At 65.5% G+C, this 14,626-nt stretch carries 14 protein-coding genes; 1 reads left to right on the top strand and 13 read right to left on the bottom strand.

Annotation, left to right across the window (positions count from 1 at the left end; all coding sequences use genetic code 11):
* Nucleotides 1-51: 51 nt before the first annotated feature.
* From paaZ to paaF, 13 genes are all read right to left on the bottom strand, one after another.
* Complete coding sequence (gene paaZ, locus ACNFH5_RS25110) at nucleotides 52-2,103, bottom strand: phenylacetic acid degradation bifunctional protein PaaZ (protein ID WP_416750712.1); 2,052 nt, start codon at nucleotides 2,101-2,103, stop codon at nucleotides 52-54.
* Between the two features lie 342 nt (nucleotides 2,104-2,445).
* On the bottom strand, nucleotides 2,446-3,522 hold the full coding sequence (gene paaE, locus ACNFH5_RS25105) for a 1,2-phenylacetyl-CoA epoxidase subunit PaaE (RefSeq protein WP_416750710.1): 1,077 nt from the start codon (nucleotides 3,520-3,522) through the stop codon (nucleotides 2,446-2,448).
* Between the two features lie 25 nt (nucleotides 3,523-3,547).
* On the bottom strand, nucleotides 3,548-4,081 hold the full coding sequence (gene paaD, locus ACNFH5_RS25100; protein WP_416750708.1) for a 1,2-phenylacetyl-CoA epoxidase subunit PaaD: 534 nt from the start codon (nucleotides 4,079-4,081) through the stop codon (nucleotides 3,548-3,550).
* Nucleotides 4,068-4,823: a 1,2-phenylacetyl-CoA epoxidase subunit PaaC gene (gene paaC / locus ACNFH5_RS25095; protein ID WP_416750706.1), complete on the bottom strand. Its 756-nt coding sequence runs from the start codon at nucleotides 4,821-4,823 to the stop codon at nucleotides 4,068-4,070. The genes paaD and paaC overlap by 14 nt, the downstream gene beginning before the upstream one ends.
* A gap of 10 nt (nucleotides 4,824-4,833) precedes the next feature.
* A complete protein-coding gene (gene paaB / locus ACNFH5_RS25090; protein ID WP_017520939.1) occupies nucleotides 4,834-5,115 on the bottom strand; it encodes a 1,2-phenylacetyl-CoA epoxidase subunit PaaB in 282 nt (93 codons plus the stop codon).
* A 115-nt stretch (nucleotides 5,116-5,230) separates the two neighbouring features.
* Entirely contained in the window at nucleotides 5,231-6,223 is a 993-nt protein-coding gene (gene paaA / locus ACNFH5_RS25085) for a 1,2-phenylacetyl-CoA epoxidase subunit PaaA (protein ID WP_416750703.1), read from the bottom strand.
* A gap of 421 nt (nucleotides 6,224-6,644) precedes the next feature.
* Nucleotides 6,645-6,998: a DUF1428 domain-containing protein gene (locus tag ACNFH5_RS25080; protein ID WP_416750701.1), complete on the bottom strand. Its 354-nt coding sequence runs from the start codon at nucleotides 6,996-6,998 to the stop codon at nucleotides 6,645-6,647.
* A gap of 310 nt (nucleotides 6,999-7,308) precedes the next feature.
* Nucleotides 7,309-8,628 (bottom strand): phenylacetate--CoA ligase PaaK, encoded by a 1,320-nt coding sequence (gene paaK / locus ACNFH5_RS25075; protein ID WP_416750699.1) that lies wholly within the window; start codon nucleotides 8,626-8,628, stop codon nucleotides 7,309-7,311.
* Nucleotides 8,629-8,800: 172 nt separating this feature from the next.
* Nucleotides 8,801-10,015 carry a 3-oxoadipyl-CoA thiolase gene (gene pcaF, locus ACNFH5_RS25070; protein WP_045217563.1) on the bottom strand — a complete coding sequence of 405 codons (1,215 nt, stop codon included), beginning with the start codon at nucleotides 10,013-10,015 and terminating at the stop codon, nucleotides 8,801-8,803.
* A complete protein-coding gene (paaI, locus tag ACNFH5_RS25065) occupies nucleotides 10,012-10,452 on the bottom strand; it encodes a hydroxyphenylacetyl-CoA thioesterase PaaI (protein ID WP_416750696.1) in 441 nt (146 codons plus the stop codon). The genes pcaF and paaI overlap by 4 nt, the downstream gene beginning before the upstream one ends.
* Nucleotides 10,445-11,962, bottom strand: a complete 1,518-nt coding sequence (paaH, locus tag ACNFH5_RS25060; RefSeq protein WP_416750694.1) for a 3-hydroxyacyl-CoA dehydrogenase PaaH — start codon at nucleotides 11,960-11,962, stop codon at nucleotides 10,445-10,447. The genes paaI and paaH overlap by 8 nt, the downstream gene beginning before the upstream one ends.
* 3 nt (nucleotides 11,963-11,965) lie before the next feature.
* Nucleotides 11,966-12,757: a 2-(1,2-epoxy-1,2-dihydrophenyl)acetyl-CoA isomerase PaaG gene (gene paaG / locus ACNFH5_RS25055; RefSeq protein ID WP_416750692.1), complete on the bottom strand. Its 792-nt coding sequence runs from the start codon at nucleotides 12,755-12,757 to the stop codon at nucleotides 11,966-11,968.
* Nucleotides 12,758-12,815: 58 nt separating this feature from the next.
* Complete coding sequence (paaF, locus tag ACNFH5_RS25050; RefSeq protein WP_416750690.1) at nucleotides 12,816-13,589, bottom strand: 2,3-dehydroadipyl-CoA hydratase PaaF; 774 nt, start codon at nucleotides 13,587-13,589, stop codon at nucleotides 12,816-12,818.
* A 377-nt stretch (nucleotides 13,590-13,966) separates the two neighbouring features.
* On the opposite strand from paaF, the gene paaY reads away from it, so the two are divergent.
* Nucleotides 13,967-14,578, top strand: coding sequence for a phenylacetic acid degradation protein PaaY (gene paaY / locus ACNFH5_RS25045; protein ID WP_416750688.1), 612 nt, complete (start codon nucleotides 13,967-13,969; stop codon nucleotides 14,576-14,578).
* Nucleotides 14,579-14,626: the final 48 nt, after the last annotated feature.

Here is a 14,626-nt window from a genome sequence, read left to right as displayed (position 1 = left end):
AACCGGCCCGAAGGCCGGTTGAGGGACACTGGAGTCGCTGCGCTCAGCGCATCACGCGCGCTTGAGCACCAGGGTCAGGATGTCGTAGCTGGCCACCAGCTCGCCGAGCTGGTTGGTGACTTCCACGTCCCAGGCCACCACGCCTTGCGGTTCGCCCTTGGGGCTCTTCTTGCCCTGGTCGATCTTGCGCTTGCAGGTCAGGCGCGCCTGGATGGTGTCACCGATGCCCACCGGGTTGATGAAGCGCAGGGTGTCCAGGCCGTAGTTGGCCAGCACCGGGCCGACACCGGGGGAAACGAACAGGCCGGCGGCCGCCGAGAGCACGAAGTAGCCGTGGGCGATGCGCTTGCCGAACTGCGAGTCCTTGGCGGCCAGCTCGTCGAAGTGCATGTAGAAGTGGTCGCCCGACAGGCAGCCGAAGTTGACGAGGTCGGCCTCGGTGACGGTGCGGCGATGGGTCAGCAGCGACTCGCCGATCTTCAGGTCGTCGAAGTAGCGGCGGAACGGGTGTACTTCGGTCTCGTAGACCTTGGCGCCGCGCACGTATTCGCCGGTGACGGCCATCAGCATCGTCGGCGAGCCCTGTACGGCGGTGCGCTGCAGGTAGTGCTTCACCGCGCGCAGGCCGCCCAGTTCTTCACCGCCGCCGGCGCGACCCGGGCCGCCGTGCTTGAGCACTGGCAGCGGCGAGCCGTGGCCGGTGGATTCGGCGGCGGATTCGCGATCGAGGATATGCAGGCGGCCGTGCAGGGCGCCCATCACCGGAACGACCTTGGCGGCGACTTGCGGATCACGGGTGATCAGGCTCGCCACCAGGCTGCCCTTGCCGCGCGCGGCCAGTGCGACGGCTTCGTCGATGTCGTCGTAGGCCATCAGGGTGGTTACCGGGCCGAAAGCCTCGATGTCGTGGGCGCCGCCTTCGGCGTGCGGGTCGCGGCTGCGCAGCAGGGTCGGGGCGAAGAAAGCGCCCTCGTTGACGCCGTCGCCGCGCGGGGCGAAGCCATCCTTGGCGCCGAAGACCAGTTCGCTGGATTTCAGCAGGGCTTCGACGCGCTCGGCGACGTCGGCCTGCTGCGCGTGGGAGGCCAGGGCGCCCATCTTCACGCCTTCCACCGAGGGATCACCGACCACGACCTTGGCCAGGCGGTCACGCAGGCGTTCGGCCACGGCGTCGGCATGCTTGGCGGGGACGATGGCGCGGCGGATGGCAGTGCATTTCTGCCCGGCCTTGACGGTCATCTCGCGGGCCACTTCCTTGACGAAGAGGTCGAACTCTTCGTCGTCCGGGGTGACGTCCGGCGCGAGGATGGCGCAGTTCAGCGAGTCGGCCTCGGCGTTGAACGGCACCGAGTTGCGGATCAGGTTGGGATTCACGCGCAGCTTGGCGGCGGTGTCGGCCGATCCGGTGAAAGTCACCACGTCCTGGCCCTGCAGGCGGTCCAGCAGGTCGCCGGTGCCGCCGATGATCAGCTGCAGGCTGCCAGCCGGCAGCAGGCCGGACTCATGCATCACGCGCACGGCGGCCTCGGTGATGTAGCTGGTGGCGGTGGCCGGTTTGACGATGCAGGGCATGCCGGCGAGGAAGCTCGGTGCGAACTTCTCCAGCATTCCCCAGATCGGGAAGTTGAAGGCGTTGATATGCACGGCAATGCCGCCGCGCGGCACCAGGATGTGGCTGCCGGCGAACTTGCCGGTCTTGCCCAGCGGCATGGCCGGACCTTCGTGGACCACGTTGCCCGAGGGCAGCTCGCGGCCGCCGACGCCGGCGTAGGCGAACAGCGTACCGGCGCCGCCTTCGATATCGATCCAGCTGTCGGCACGGGTGGCGCCGCTGTGGCGGGAAATCTCGTAGAGCTGTTCCTTGCGCTCGGTCAGGTACAGCGCCAGGGCCTTCAGGCGCTGGGCGCGCTGCTGGAAGTCCATGGACATCAGTTCCTTGAGACCCTGCTCACGGGCGTGGGCGACGGCTTCGGCGAAGTCCAGTGCCTCCTCGTGAGTACGCGCGACGGTCTGGCCGTTGAGCGCGCTACGCAGCGCCTGGGCGCCATGCTGGCCGACCCAGCGGCCACCGATGAAACTTTGCAGGATTGGCGCTTGGGCCATGTTGTTTTCCTCCGAATTGCTACGCAAGGGGGCCGGCTTCTGCCGGTGACCGCCGTGCCGGGTGGGCGTCGGCGGCGCAAGCCAATTGGCGGTACGAGGCCGCCGGATTAGGTCCGCCAGGGGCCTTGTGGGCCGCTGGCGGTGGAGCCTTCTTTCTTGTAGGAGCGAGCTTGCTCGCGAACCGCATTCTGTTGTTTCAGTGTCCCGGGGGAGCGATCGCGGACGAGTCCGCTCCTACGCGGGGATCGGCTTTGGGTAGGAGCGGACTCTGTCCGCGATCGATTTCACCTCAACGCCGGCGTCGATCGGTTCGCGAGCAAGCTCGCTCCTGCAGGCTCTGGATCAGAGCTGGTCGAAATCGAGCACCACGCTGTCGCTGATCGGGTACGCCTGGCAGCTCAGCACGTAGCCGGCCGCGACTTCGTAATCCTCCAGGGCGAAGTTGCTGTCCATCTCCACCTCCCCGGAAACCACCTTGCACTTGCAGGTCGAGCACACACCGGCCTTGCAGGAGTAGGGCAGTTCGGCGCCGTGCTCGTTGCCGGCGTCAAGCACGCTGACGCTGTTGCGGGCCAGCTCGAAGGACAGCTCGCGGCCATCGCTGATCACGGTGATCTGGCTCTTCGCGCTGTCGGTCGCGGCGGCGGCCTGGCGGGCTTCGCGTTTCTCGTTGCTGCCAGCGGCGGCGAACAGTTCGAAGTGGATGCGCTCGGCGGGCATGCCATTGCCCTTGAGCTGGTCGCGGACGGTCTCGGTCATCGCCTGCGGGCCGCAGATGAAGGCGGCATCCAGGCTCTTGACGTCGAGCCAGCGGCTGAACAGCTGGCCGCACTTGTCGGCGTCGATGCGGCCGTTGTACAGGTCGACGTCCTGCTGCTCGCGGCTGAACACGAAGATCAGGTTGAGGCGCTGCAGGTAGCGGTTCTTCAGGTCCTCGAGCTGTTCGCGGAACATTGCGGCGTTGCTGGAGCGGTTGCCGTAGAGCAGGGTGACGCGGCTGTTCGGCTCGGTTTCCAGGGTCGTCTTGATGATCGACAGGATCGGCGTGATGCCGCTGCCGGCGGCGACCGCCAGGTAGTTGCCATGGCGCGCCGGGTCCAGTTCGACATTGAAGTGGCCAGCCGGCGGCATGACTTCCAGGCTGGCGCCGACTTTCAGCCCCTCGTTTGCGTAGGCAGAGAAACGTCCACCCGGTACGCGCTTGATGGCCACGCGCAGTTCGCCGTCATTCACGCCGCTGCAGATGGAATAGGAGCGGCGCACTTCCTCGCCGTCCAGCTGGGTGCGCATGACCAGGTGCTGGCCGTGCTGGAAGCGGAAGCTGTCGGCCAGGTCCGCCGGGACGTCGAAGGCGATGGACACGGCGTCGCGGGTTTCGGCGCGCACTTCCTTGATTTTCAGGCTGTGGAACTTGCTCATTATTCTTCTCCGGCGGCGCCGCCGCTCAGATGCACTTGAAGTAATCGAAGGGCTCACGGCAATCGACGCAGCGGTAAAGCGCCTTGCAGGCCGTGGAGCCGAACTGGCTGAGCTGCTCGGTGTGCAGGCTGCCGCACTGCGGGCAGCGCACTTCCGGGGTCTCGCCGAGCAGGCTGCGCTTGCTGGTGCTGCCGGCCGGCGGGGCGATGCCGTAGTCGCGCAGCGCTTGGCGGCCCTCGTCGCTGATCCAGTCGGTGGTCCAGGCCGGGCTCAGCCGGCGCTCCAGTTGCGGCGCGGCGAAGCCTGCGTGTTCCAGGGCGTGCTGGATGTCCTGCTCGATGATCTCGGTGGCCGGGCAGCCGGAGTAGGTGGGGGTGACCACCACGTGCAGGTGCCCGTCCTGCCAGTCGAGCCCGCGCACGATGCCCAGATCGACCACGCTGACCACCGGCACTTCCGGGTCCATCACCGCGCCGAGCACGTTCCAGGCGCGGCTGAGGTCGTCAGCCGTGCCGGCACGTGCGCCGCGATCGCTGGTAATCAGCTCACCAGGTTGCATCGGGGTAGGCCCGCTGGAGGAACTGCATTTCGGCGAGGAGAATGCCCAGGTGCTCGGTGTGCAGGCCGCGGCGGCCGCTGAGGTAGAAATTCACCGCAGGCTCGGGCAGCGGCAGGGTTGCGGCGGCAAAGATGTCGGCGACCTTGGACTTCCAGGCGCTGGCCAGCTCGGTCGGATTTGCTGCGACGCCGGTTTCGAACAGGCGCTGCTCGACGTCATCGGCATTGCACAGCTCGACGGTAAAGCGCCAAACCTGCGGGATGGCCGCGAGCATGCGTGCATGGCTCTGCTCGGTACCGTCACCCAGGCGCTGCACCCATTCGGAGGAGCGGCGCAGGTGGTAGGTGACTTCCTTCAGGCCCTTGGCGGCGATGGCGGCGATGCGCTCGTCGCTGGAGCTGCTCAGGGCGTGCAGCACGTGGAAGTGCCAGGCGTCATAGAGAAACTGCTTGGTGATGGTGACGGCGAAGTCGCCGTTGGGTTGTTCCACCAGCAGCAGGTTGCGGAAGGCGCGCTCGTCACGGCGGAAGGCCAGGGCATCGGCGTCACGGCCGTCGTCCAGCAGTTCCACGGCGTACTCGTACCAGTTGCGCGCCTGGCCCACCAGGTCGAGGCCGACGTTCATCAGTGCCAGTTCTTCTTCCAGCGCCGGAGCGTGGCCGCACCATTCGCACAGGCGCTGGCCCTGGATCAGGGCGCTGTCGGCGAGGCGCAGCAGGTATTCGATCTTGTCGTTGTTCATTACACGCATCTCACATGTGGCCGACTTCGGGCGGCAGCTCGTAGAAGCTGGCGTGGCGGTAGACCTTGTCCTGCGATGGATCGAACAGCGGGTCCTTCTCGTCGGGGGAAGAGGCGGTGATCAGCGCGGAGGGCACGACCCACAGGCTCACGCCTTCGTTGCGGCGGGTGTACAGCTCGCGGGCATTCTCGATGGCCATGGCGGCGTCGGCGGCATGAACGCTGCCGACATGCTTGTGGTTCAGGCCGTGTTTGCTACGGACAAATACTTCGAACAAAGTCCACTCACTCATGGTGTTCTCCTGCTTATCAGGCATGAGCCGCTGCGCGTCGGCATAACGTCGTTGGAAACAGGCCCGTGCCTGTTTCCGCCTAGTTCTGCTCTAGCTCGCTAGCTCAGAGGCGGAATTAGGCGGCGTCTTTTTTCTGTTGTTGTTTGCGGGCGTAGGCGACCGCGGCTTCGCGGACCCAGGCGCCGTCTTCGATGGCTTTGCGGCGGGTGGCGACGCGCTCGGTGTTGCACGGGCCGTTGCCCTTGAGCACTTCGTAGAACTCTTCCCACTGGATGTCGCCGAAGTCGTAGTGGCCGCGTTCCTCGTTCCACTTCAGGTCCGGGTCCGGCGCGGTGCAGCCGAGCAGTTCGAGCTGCGGCACGGTCTGGTCGACGAAGCGCTGGCGCAGTTCGTCGTTGCTCTGCCGCTTGATCTTCCAGGCCATGGACTGGGCGCTGTTGGGTGAGTCGGTGTCGCTCGGGCCGAACATCATCAGGGCCGGCCACCAGAGGCGGTTGATGGCGTCCTGGACCATGTCCTTCTGCGCCTGGTTGCCGTGGCGCATCATGGTCAGGAGGATTTCGTAGCCCTGGCGCTGGTGGAAGCTCTCTTCCTTGCAGATACGGATCATGGCGCGCGAGTAGGGGCCGTAGGAGGTGCGCTGGAGCACCACCTGGTTGACGATCGCCGCGCCATCCACCAGCCAGCCCACCGCGCCCATGTCGGCCCAGTTCAGCGTCGGATAGTTGAAGATGCTCGAGTACTTGGCGCGGCCAGCGTGCAGCTTGGCGATCTCGGTGTCACGGTCGGCGCCCAGGGTTTCCATGGCGCTGTAGAGGTAGAGGCCGTGGCCGGCTTCGTCCTGGATCTTCGCCATCAGTTGCAGCTTGCGCTTCAAGGTCGGTGCGCGGGTCACCCAGTTGCCCTCGGGCAGCATGCCGACAATCTCGGAGTGCGCATGCTGGGAAATCTGCCGGATCAGGGTTTGACGGTAGGCGTCGGGCATCCAGTTCTTCGCTTCGATCTTGATCTCGGCATCGATCTTTTCCTGGAAGGCGCGTTCCTCGGGGGACATCTCCTCCAGCGCCTTGATGCGCTTCACGCCGGTCTCAACCAGTTGTGCGTACATGCTGTGTCTCCAGCCTTTTGTCTTGTTCGTGGGACGGCCTTGGCCATGGCTGTATTTTTAAATGATACAGAAATGGATGTCTAACAATAAATGATGTGTCGTAAATGATTTTTGTATCGGATCGCGGGCTTCTGAAGGGCGTGGTCGAGCGGAATAAATCGAGAAATCTCAGATTTACGCGATTAAAATCGGGGAAAAGCAGTAATTGTGTTGGAATGCTGAGAGCTGAGTGGGGCGAATTTTAGGGCGCGCGGAGTAGCTAGGAAATCGATGAAATGATACGTAAATTTAATTTTGGCGATGGTTAAAGCAGGGTTTATGGCGGGGTAGTAGGAGCGAGCTTGCTCGCGAACCCTGATTCCTTAGCTGCCGGAAAGCATGGTTCGCGAGCAAGCTCGCTCCTACGAAGAGCCGGAGGGCGTCAGGCCTGGACGATCACCTCGAATCCACCAAAGATCATGCGCTGCCCGTCGAAGGGCATGTCGCTGAATTCGGTCTTCATCCGCGGGTCTTCCATGAACTTCTTCATGCCCGTGTCCCGCGCCTCCTTGCTGGGCCAGGTGATCCAGGAGAACACCACGGTTTCGTCTTCCTTGAGTTTCACCGCCATGGGGAAGGAGGTCACCTTGCCCTCGGGCACGTCGTTACCCCAGCACTCGACGATGCTGAGCGCGCCATATTCCTTGAACATCGCCGCCGCCTTGCGTGCGACCTCTATGTAGCGCTCGCGACTGGCGGTGGGCACCGGTACGAGGAAGCCATCGACATAGTTCATCGTTCATCTCCTGCGGGTGGGTGGACGGCCGGATGCCGCCTGCCTTTGAGGGATAGTCGAAGGGTGCGGCGGGAAATCGACAGCGACCGGTGGTGAGGCGACGGGTGGTCGGTGTGGCGAGTGATTCCTGGGCTGGGGATTCTCGCGCCGGTGTGTCATGAGACCTGTAGGAGCGAGCTTGCTCGCGAACGGTCTTGTCGGTGGCGTGGGTGTTGGGCGGGTTCGCGAGCAAGCTCGCTCCTACAAAAAGCGAAAAAGCGAAAAAGCAAAAAGCCCCACCGAAGCGGGGCCTTTTGACGACGCGGACCAATCAGCCCTTGGGCTGGTTGTCGTACACGTGGCAGGCCTTGCCTTCCGAGCGCTTGAGGCTGTGGGAAGGTTGCACCAGCACGCGGGCGCTGATGCCGATGTGGGTCTTGATCTGCTTGCCCAGTTCGTTGCCGATGGCCTTCTGCTCGTCCGCCGACAGGCCCTGCAGGTCGTGGCGCAGTTCGACGTGGATGTCGATGCAGTCGAGGTTGCCGTTGCGGTGCAGGTGGATCTCGTAACACTCGGCAAGCTGCTTGATCTTCAGCACCTGCTCCTCGACCTGGGTCGGGAAGACGTTGACGCCGCGGATGATCAGCATGTCGTCACTGCGCCCGGTGATCTTGTCGATCCGCCGCATCGGTCGCGCAGTGCCCGGCAGCAGGCGGGTCAGGTCGCGGGTGCGGTAGCGGATCATCGGCAGCGCTTCTTTGGACAGCGAGGTGAACACCAGCTCGCCGTATTCGCCGTCGGGTAGTACGGCGCCGGTGGCTGGGTCGATGATCTCGGGGTAGAAGTGGTCTTCCCAGACGGTCGGGCCGTCCTTGGTCTCGGCGCACTCCATGGCCACGCCCGGGCCCATGATTTCCGAGAGGCCGTAGATGTCCAGGGCGGTGATGCCCATGCGCTCTTCCACGGCGCGGCGCAGCTCGGCGGTCCACGGCTCGGCGCCGAAGATGCCCAGGCGCAGCTTGAGGCTGTGCGGGTCGACGCCCTGGCGCTCGATCTCGTCGGCGATATTGAGCATGTAGGACGGGGTGACCATGATGATGTCTGGCTGGAAGTCGCGGATCAGCTGGACCTGCTTCTCGGTCTGGCCGCCGGACATCGGGATCACGGTGCAGCCCAGACGCTCGGCGCCGTAGTGCGCGCCGAGGCCGCCGGTGAACAGGCCGTAGCCGTAGGATACGTGCACCTTGTCACCCTTGCGGCCGCCGGCGGCGCGGATGGAGCGCGCGACCACGTTGGCCCAGGTGTCGATGTCGTTCTGCGTGTAGCCGACCACCGTGGGTTTGCCGGTGGTGCCGCTGGACGCGTGCAGACGCACGATCTCGTTCTGCGGCACGGCGAACATGCCGTAGGGGTAGTTGTCGCGCAGGTCGTTCTTGCCGGTGAAGGGGAACTTGGCGAGATCGTCGAGGGAGGTCAGGTCGTCCGGGTGTACGCCAGCCTCGGCGAAGCGCTTCTGGTACAGCGGGACGTTGTCGTGGGCATGCTTGAGGCTCCAGCGCAGGCGCTCCAGCTGGTGCTGGCGCAGCTCGTCGACACTGGCGGTCTCCATCGGGTCAAGCAGGGCACGTTCGGCATCATGGTACATGTTCATGGGTTCACTCGATTTGTTCTTGTACGCCAGCCGGTAAGGGCTGCGAGTGTCATGGGAGCAGCATAGCGCCCCCGTTCGCGGAAGGATTCGAACCCCTGCCAGAGACTTTGCTCTGCGTGTCAGTCGGTACTGAAAGGCGACTGGCGGCGCGGGGTTCGATCCCGCCGATGGATCAGATTCGTTCGATGATCAGGGCAATACCCTGGCCGACGCCGATGCACATGGTGCACAGGGCGTAGCGGCCGCCGCGCTCCTCTAGCTCATGCAGGGCGGTGGTGACCAGGCGCGCACCGCTCATGCCCAGCGGGTGGCCGAGGGCGATGGCGCCGCCGTTGGGGTTCACTCGCGCGTCGTCGTCCTTCAGGCCCAGCTCGCGCAGCACGGCGAGGCCCTGGGCGGCGAAGGCTTCGTTGAGCTCGATCACGTCCATGTCGTTCAGCGACAGGCCGGCCAGCTCCAGCACCTTGCGGGTCGCCGGTACCGGGCCGATGCCCATGATCCGCGGCTCGACGCCTGCAGTGGCCATGGCGACCACGCGGGCGCGGGCCTTCAGGCCATGACGCGCGGCGGCGGCCGGGGAGGCCATCAGCAGCGCGCAGGCGCCGTCGTTGACGCCCGAGGCATTGCCGGCGGTGACGCTGCCGTCTTCGCGGAACGGCGTGCCGAGCTTGGCCAGTTGCTCCAGGGTGGTGTCGCCGCGCGGGTGTTCGTCCTGCTCGACCACCTTGGCCGGGCCTTTGCGCTGGGGTATTTCCACCGGGACGATTTCCTTCGCCAGGCGGCCATTGGCCTGGGCGGCGGCGGCCTTGTGCTGGCTGCGCAGGGCGAAGGCGTCCTGGTCTTCGCGACTGATGTTGAACTGCTCGGCGACGTTCTCGGCGGTTTCCGGCATGGAGTCGATGCCGAACTGCTTTTTCATCAGCTTGTTGACGAAGCGCCAGCCGATGGTGGTGTCGAAGATTTCCGCGCTGCGGCCAAAGGCCTGCTCGGACTTGCCCATCACGAACGGCGCGCGCGACATGGATTCCACGCCGCCGGCCAGCATCAGGCCCGCTTCGCCGCAGCGCAGGGCGCGTGCGGCGCTGCCCACGGCGTCAAGGCCGGAGCCGCACAGGCGGTTCAGCGTAGTGCCCGGTACGGTGACCGGCAGGCCGGCCAGCAGCGAGGCCATGTGGGCGACGTTGCGGTTGTCTTCGCCAGCCTGGTTGGCACAGCCAAAGATCACATCGTCGATGGCGCTCCAGTCCAGCTCCGGGTGGCGCTGCATCAGGGCCTTCATCGGGATCGCCGCGAGGTCGTCGGCACGCACGCCGGACAGGGCACCGGCGTAGCGGCCAATCGGCGTGCGCACGGCGTCGATGATCAGGGCGTCAGTGAGGTCGGTCATTCGGAGGTCTCCTGCGCCAGCACGGTGCCGCGCACTTTGTAGGATTTGCCGTGGAACAGGGCGATCAGTTGCCCCTGGGAATTCTCGATGCGCACGTCGTAGTTGCCGGTGCGGCCGCTGCGGCTCTGCTCGCAGGCGCTGGCGATCAGCTCGTCGCCCTCGCGCGCCGGCGCCACGTAATCGATGCTGCAACCGATGGCGACGGTGGCGTCGTTGTAGCTGTTGCAGGCGAAGGCGAAGGCCGAGTCGGCCAGGGCGAACAGATAGCCGCCGTGGCAGGTGCCGTGGCCCTGGATCATGTCTTCACGCACGCGCATCGACAGTTTCGAACTGCCGGGGCCGGCATCCAGCAGCTGGATGCCCATGCGCCGGGTGGCCTGGTCGCGCTCGTACATGGCTTCGGCGCAGGCGCGAGCCAGTTGGCTGGCGTCAGTCATGGAAAGCTCTCCCTTCGGCGTGCAGACGGCGGAGCAGCAGGGAAGGGCGATAGCGATCCTCGCCGTAGGCGGCCTGCAGGTTGTCCAGCACGTGCAGCACGTTGCCAATGCCGATCTGCCCGGCCCAGGCCAGCGGGCCTTGCGGGTAGTTCACGCCGGCGCGCATGGCGAGGTCGATGTCGCCGGCGCTACCGACGCCTTGCAGCACGGCATCCGCGCCCTCGTTGGCGAGCATGGCGACGGTGCGCAGCACGGCGAGACCGGGAGTGTCGCTCAGGCGGCTGGCGGCGATTCCGGCCTTGGCCAGCAGGGCGACAGCCTGGTCCAGCGCATCGGGCGTGGTGTCCACCGAGCAGGAGATGCCGAGCCGCGAAGCTTTGGTGTAATCCAGCGCGAGGTCGATCAGCACCAGGTTGCGCAGGCCGTCCTCCCGGGCGCGCTGGCTGGCGAGGCGGCCGTCGGATAGGGCGATCACTGCATCACCGACGCGCAGCAGGCCATTGCCGGCGCGCTGGATAATCTCGATGCCGGCTTCTTTCAGGCGCTGGATCAACGGCTGGGCGACGCCCAGATCACCTTCCAGTACGCAGGAAGTGACGCTGGTGCTGCTGCTCAGGCTGGCCGGCTGCGGGCGCTCGGCGCCTTCGGCGTAGTCGTAGAAGCCACGGCCGCTCTTGCGACCGAAGCGGCCGGCATCCACCAGCTCCTTCTGGATCAGCGAAGGCTGGAAGCGGAAGTCGCCGTAGTAGGCCGCGAACACCGAGCAGGTCACGGCGTAGTTGACGTCATGGCCGATGAGGTCAGTCAGCTCGAAGGCGCCCATGCGGAAGCCGCCGGCATCGCGCATCAACGCATCCAGCGTGGCGCAGTCGGCAGCGCCTTCCTGCAGCAGGCGCAGGCTTTCGGCGTAGAACGGGCGCGCCACGCGGTTGACGATGAAGCCGGGGGTCGACCTGGTGTGGACCGGTTTCTTGCCCCAGGCCAGCGAGGTGGCATACAGGCTGTCGGCCAGAGCCGGATCGGTGGCGAGACCGGAGACGATCTCTACCAGCGCCATCAGCGGCGCCGGGTTGAAGAAGTGCATGCCGACCACCTGCTGCGGGCGTTTGAGGCTGGCAGCAAGGCTGGTGATGGACAGTGAGGAGGTGTTGCTGGCGAGGATGCAGTCGTCGCCGCACAGCGCTTCCAGCTGCTGGAACAGGCTGCGCTTGACCTCCAGGTTCTCGACGATGGCTTCGATTACCAGCTTCGAGTCGGCCAGCGCCTCGATGGCTTCCACCGGTTGCAGGCGCGCGACGATGGCGCTGCGGGCTTCGGCGTCCAGTTTGCCTTTTTCCACCAGCCGGCCGAGCTGGCGATCGATGCCATCGATCGCCTGGGCGGCAGCGCCGGGGCGGTTGTCGTAGAGCTTCACCGAATGGCCGGCCTGGGCGGCGACCTGGGCGATACCCGCGCCCATGGCGCCGGCGCCAATCACCGCGACTTTTGCGTCGTTCGAAAGTGCGCTCATCGATCAGCGGCCCTTGAAGCTGGGGGTGCGTTTTTCCATGAAGGCGGACACGCCCTCGCGGTAGTCCTCGCTGCGGCCGGCCAGGCGCTGCAGGTCGCGCTCCAGTTCCAGCTGCTCGTCGAAACTGTTGTTCAGGCTGGCGTTGAGGCTGCGCTTGATCAGCGCCAGGCCGTAGGTCGGCTGGGTGGCCAGATGGCGAGCGAGCTTGAGCGCTTCCTCGCGCAGGTTGGCGTCATCCACCACCTGGTAGATCAGGCCCCACTGCTCGGCCTGCTCGGCGGTCAGACGATTGCCCAGCAGGGCAAGTGCCTTGGCGCGGGCCATGCCGACCAGGCGGGGCAGGGTCCAGGTACCGCCGGAGTCTGGGATCAGGCCGATCTTGCAGAACGCCTGGATGAAGCTGGCCGAACGCGCCGCCAGCACCAGGTCGCAGGCCAGCGGGATGTTCGCGCCGGCGCCGGCCGCCACGCCGTTGACCGCACAGATGACCGGCAGCGGCAGGTCGCGCAGGATGCGGATCAGCGGGTTGTAGAACTGCTCGATGGACTGGCCCAGGTCGGGCACCTCTGCGCCGGGCGCAACGTTGCGGTCGGACAGGTCCTGACCTGCACAGAAGCCGCGACCTTCGCCAGTCAGCAGCAGGACGCGGGCTTCCGGGTTCTGCCGGACCTGCTTGAGTGCTTCGCGCACTTCGCCGTGCATGGCGGTGTTGAAGCTGTTCAGCTGCTCCGGGCGGTTCAGGCTGAGGAGGGCGACGCCGTCCTCGATGGAAAACAGGATGTGCTCGAAGTTCATGGGCGGACTCGCTCCATCAATGGGCAGGCTTTTGCCAGAAGAGAAAGGGGGCTGGCGCTCAGCGGCCTTCGTAGACCGGTTTGCGCTTTTCCTGGAAGGCGCGGATGCCTTCGTTTCGGTCGGCGGTGCCGGCCAGCAGGGTGAAGGCGTGGCGTTCGAAGCGCAGACCGCTGGCCAGGTCGGTGTCCTGGGCCTTGAGCAGCGCTTCCTTGGCCAGGCGCACGGCCAGCGGCGCCTTGGCGGCGATGCTGCGGGCGATCTGCAGGGCGCGCTCGACGGTGAATTCGGGTTGGGTGACTTCGCTGACCAGGCCGGCGCGCTGGGCGTGGCGGGCGTCGATGGCCTCGCCGGTAAGGACCATCTGCATCGCCAGCGGCTTGCCCACGGCGCGCAGCAGGCGTTGGGTGCCGCCAGCGCCGGGCATGATGCCGAGGTTGATTTCCGGCTGGCCGAAGCGAGCGTCTTCGCCGGCAACGAGGATGTCGGCGTGCATCGCCAGCTCGCAGCCGCCGCCCAGGGCAAAGCCGTTGACAGCGGCGATCAGTGGTTTGGAGAAGGCGGCGATGCGTTGCCAGTAACCGACACGCGGATCATTGAGGATGCCGATCAGGTCGCGCTCGGCCATCTCCTTGATGTCGGCCCCGGCGGCGAAGGCCTTGCGGCTGCCGGTAATGACCACGGCGCGGGTTTCGCTGTCCAGCTCGGCGGCCTCGAGTTCGGCGGCGAGTTCGCCGAGCAGTTCGGTGTTCAGTGCATTCAGCGCCTCGGGACGCTGCAGGGTAATCAGGCGGACGCCCGCTTCAGGCATCTGAACGGCAAGGGTGCGAGGCATGACATCGTCCTCAGGCTGCACGCACGGCTTCATGGCCGGCTGTATTGGAATTGTGGGAGGCAGGCATGGCCCGTCTCCGGCCTTCTCGCAGTATAGGCTTAAAGTGATACGGAAAAACAACTACGAAAGTTGAATCGCGTGTCTAAAGTATTTCTGCGGGTGCCACTGAGCGAGTACGGAGCCCCATCGAGTTCCTACGCTTTTGACGCGTATTTGCTGGTCTTGTAAGCCATTCTTGCGTCCCGTTGGTACCTGGTGAACGTGATACGGCAGATTTCGATTGGAGGCTTCAGCTTTGATGTGATACAAGATTTGCAAAAGAACAAATCGCTTTGTGCGGTGATGCCGGAGTGCCGGCAGTACCGCAGGAGAAACTGATGCCCTGCTACAGCCTCGAAGGCGTGCGCCCGGTCGTTCACCCGACCGCCTATGTCCATCCCACTGCCGTGCTGATCGGCGACGTCATCATCGGCCCTGGCTGCTATGTCGGCCCGTTGGCGGCTCTGCGCGGTGATTTCGGGCGGATCGTCCTCGAAGAAGGCGCGAACCTTCAGGACACCTGCGTCATGCACGGCTTCCCGGACAGTGACACCGTGGTCGAGCGCAACGGCCACATCGGCCATGGCGCCGTGCTGCACGGTTGCCGCATCGGCGAGGACGCCCTGGTGGGAATGAACGCCGTGGTGATGGATTACGCGCAGATTGGCGCGCGCTCCATCGTTTCAGCTGCCGCGTTCGTCAAAGCGAAGTTCGAATGCGTCGCGCAAAGTCTGGTGATGGGCGCACCGGCCAGCGTCAAGCGAAGCCTGAGCGACGAAGAGATCGCCTGGAAGCGCCGTGGCACCGAGGAGTACCAGGCCCTGGCCAAGCGTTGCATCGAAAGCCTCGTGGAATGCCAGCCGCTGGCGGAGGTAGAAGAAGAGCGCCCGCGCCTGGGCGACTCCGGGTTCCGCCCCAAAGTCGGGGCCGGGGTAGGGAAGGGCGCATGAGTACTGGGGTTCGCTCCAATGGCCAGGCGGTGCGACGGGCAGGTATAG

Origin of the sequence: Pseudomonas sp. NY15435 (assembly GCF_048068295.1) — a bacterium.
GTDB lineage: Bacteria > Pseudomonadota > Gammaproteobacteria > Pseudomonadales > Pseudomonadaceae > Pseudomonas.
The sequence above is the reverse complement of the archived record's forward strand: the minus strand, read 5'-3'. Positions and strand labels throughout refer to the sequence as shown.

Bases quoted from the DNA above. Each gene is read 5' to 3' on its own strand.
- paaE (WP_416750710.1), bottom strand. From the start codon at position 3,522: ATGAGCAAGTTCCACAGCCTGAAAATCAAGGAAGTGCGCGCCGAAACC.
- paaA (WP_416750703.1), bottom strand. From the start codon at position 6,223: ATGTACGCACAACTGGTTGAGACCGGCGTGAAGCGCATCAAGGCGCTG.
- paaY (WP_416750688.1), top strand. From the start codon at position 13,967: ATGCCCTGCTACAGCCTCGAAGGCGTGCGCCCGGTCGTTCACCCGACC.
- paaI (WP_416750696.1), bottom strand. From the start codon at position 10,452: ATGACTGACGCCAGCCAACTGGCTCGCGCCTGCGCCGAAGCCATGTAC.
- paaH (WP_416750694.1), bottom strand. From the start codon at position 11,962: ATGAGCGCACTTTCGAACGACGCAAAAGTCGCGGTGATTGGCGCCGGC.
- paaG (WP_416750692.1), bottom strand. From the start codon at position 12,757: ATGAACTTCGAGCACATCCTGTTTTCCATCGAGGACGGCGTCGCCCTC.
- paaD (WP_416750708.1), bottom strand. From the start codon at position 4,081: ATGCAACCTGGTGAGCTGATTACCAGCGATCGCGGCGCACGTGCCGGC.
- paaK (WP_416750699.1), bottom strand. From the start codon at position 8,628: ATGAACATGTACCATGATGCCGAACGTGCCCTGCTTGACCCGATGGAG.
- pcaF (WP_045217563.1), bottom strand. From the start codon at position 10,015: ATGACCGACCTCACTGACGCCCTGATCATCGACGCCGTGCGCACGCCG.
- paaC (WP_416750706.1), bottom strand. From the start codon at position 4,823: ATGAACAACGACAAGATCGAATACCTGCTGCGCCTCGCCGACAGCGCC.
- ACNFH5_RS25080 (WP_416750701.1), bottom strand. From the start codon at position 6,998: ATGAACTATGTCGATGGCTTCCTCGTACCGGTGCCCACCGCCAGTCGC.
- paaZ (WP_416750712.1), bottom strand. From the start codon at position 2,103: ATGGCCCAAGCGCCAATCCTGCAAAGTTTCATCGGTGGCCGCTGGGTC.
- paaB (WP_017520939.1), bottom strand. From the start codon at position 5,115: ATGAGTGAGTGGACTTTGTTCGAAGTATTTGTCCGTAGCAAACACGGC.
- paaF (WP_416750690.1), bottom strand. From the start codon at position 13,589: ATGCCTCGCACCCTTGCCGTTCAGATGCCTGAAGCGGGCGTCCGCCTG.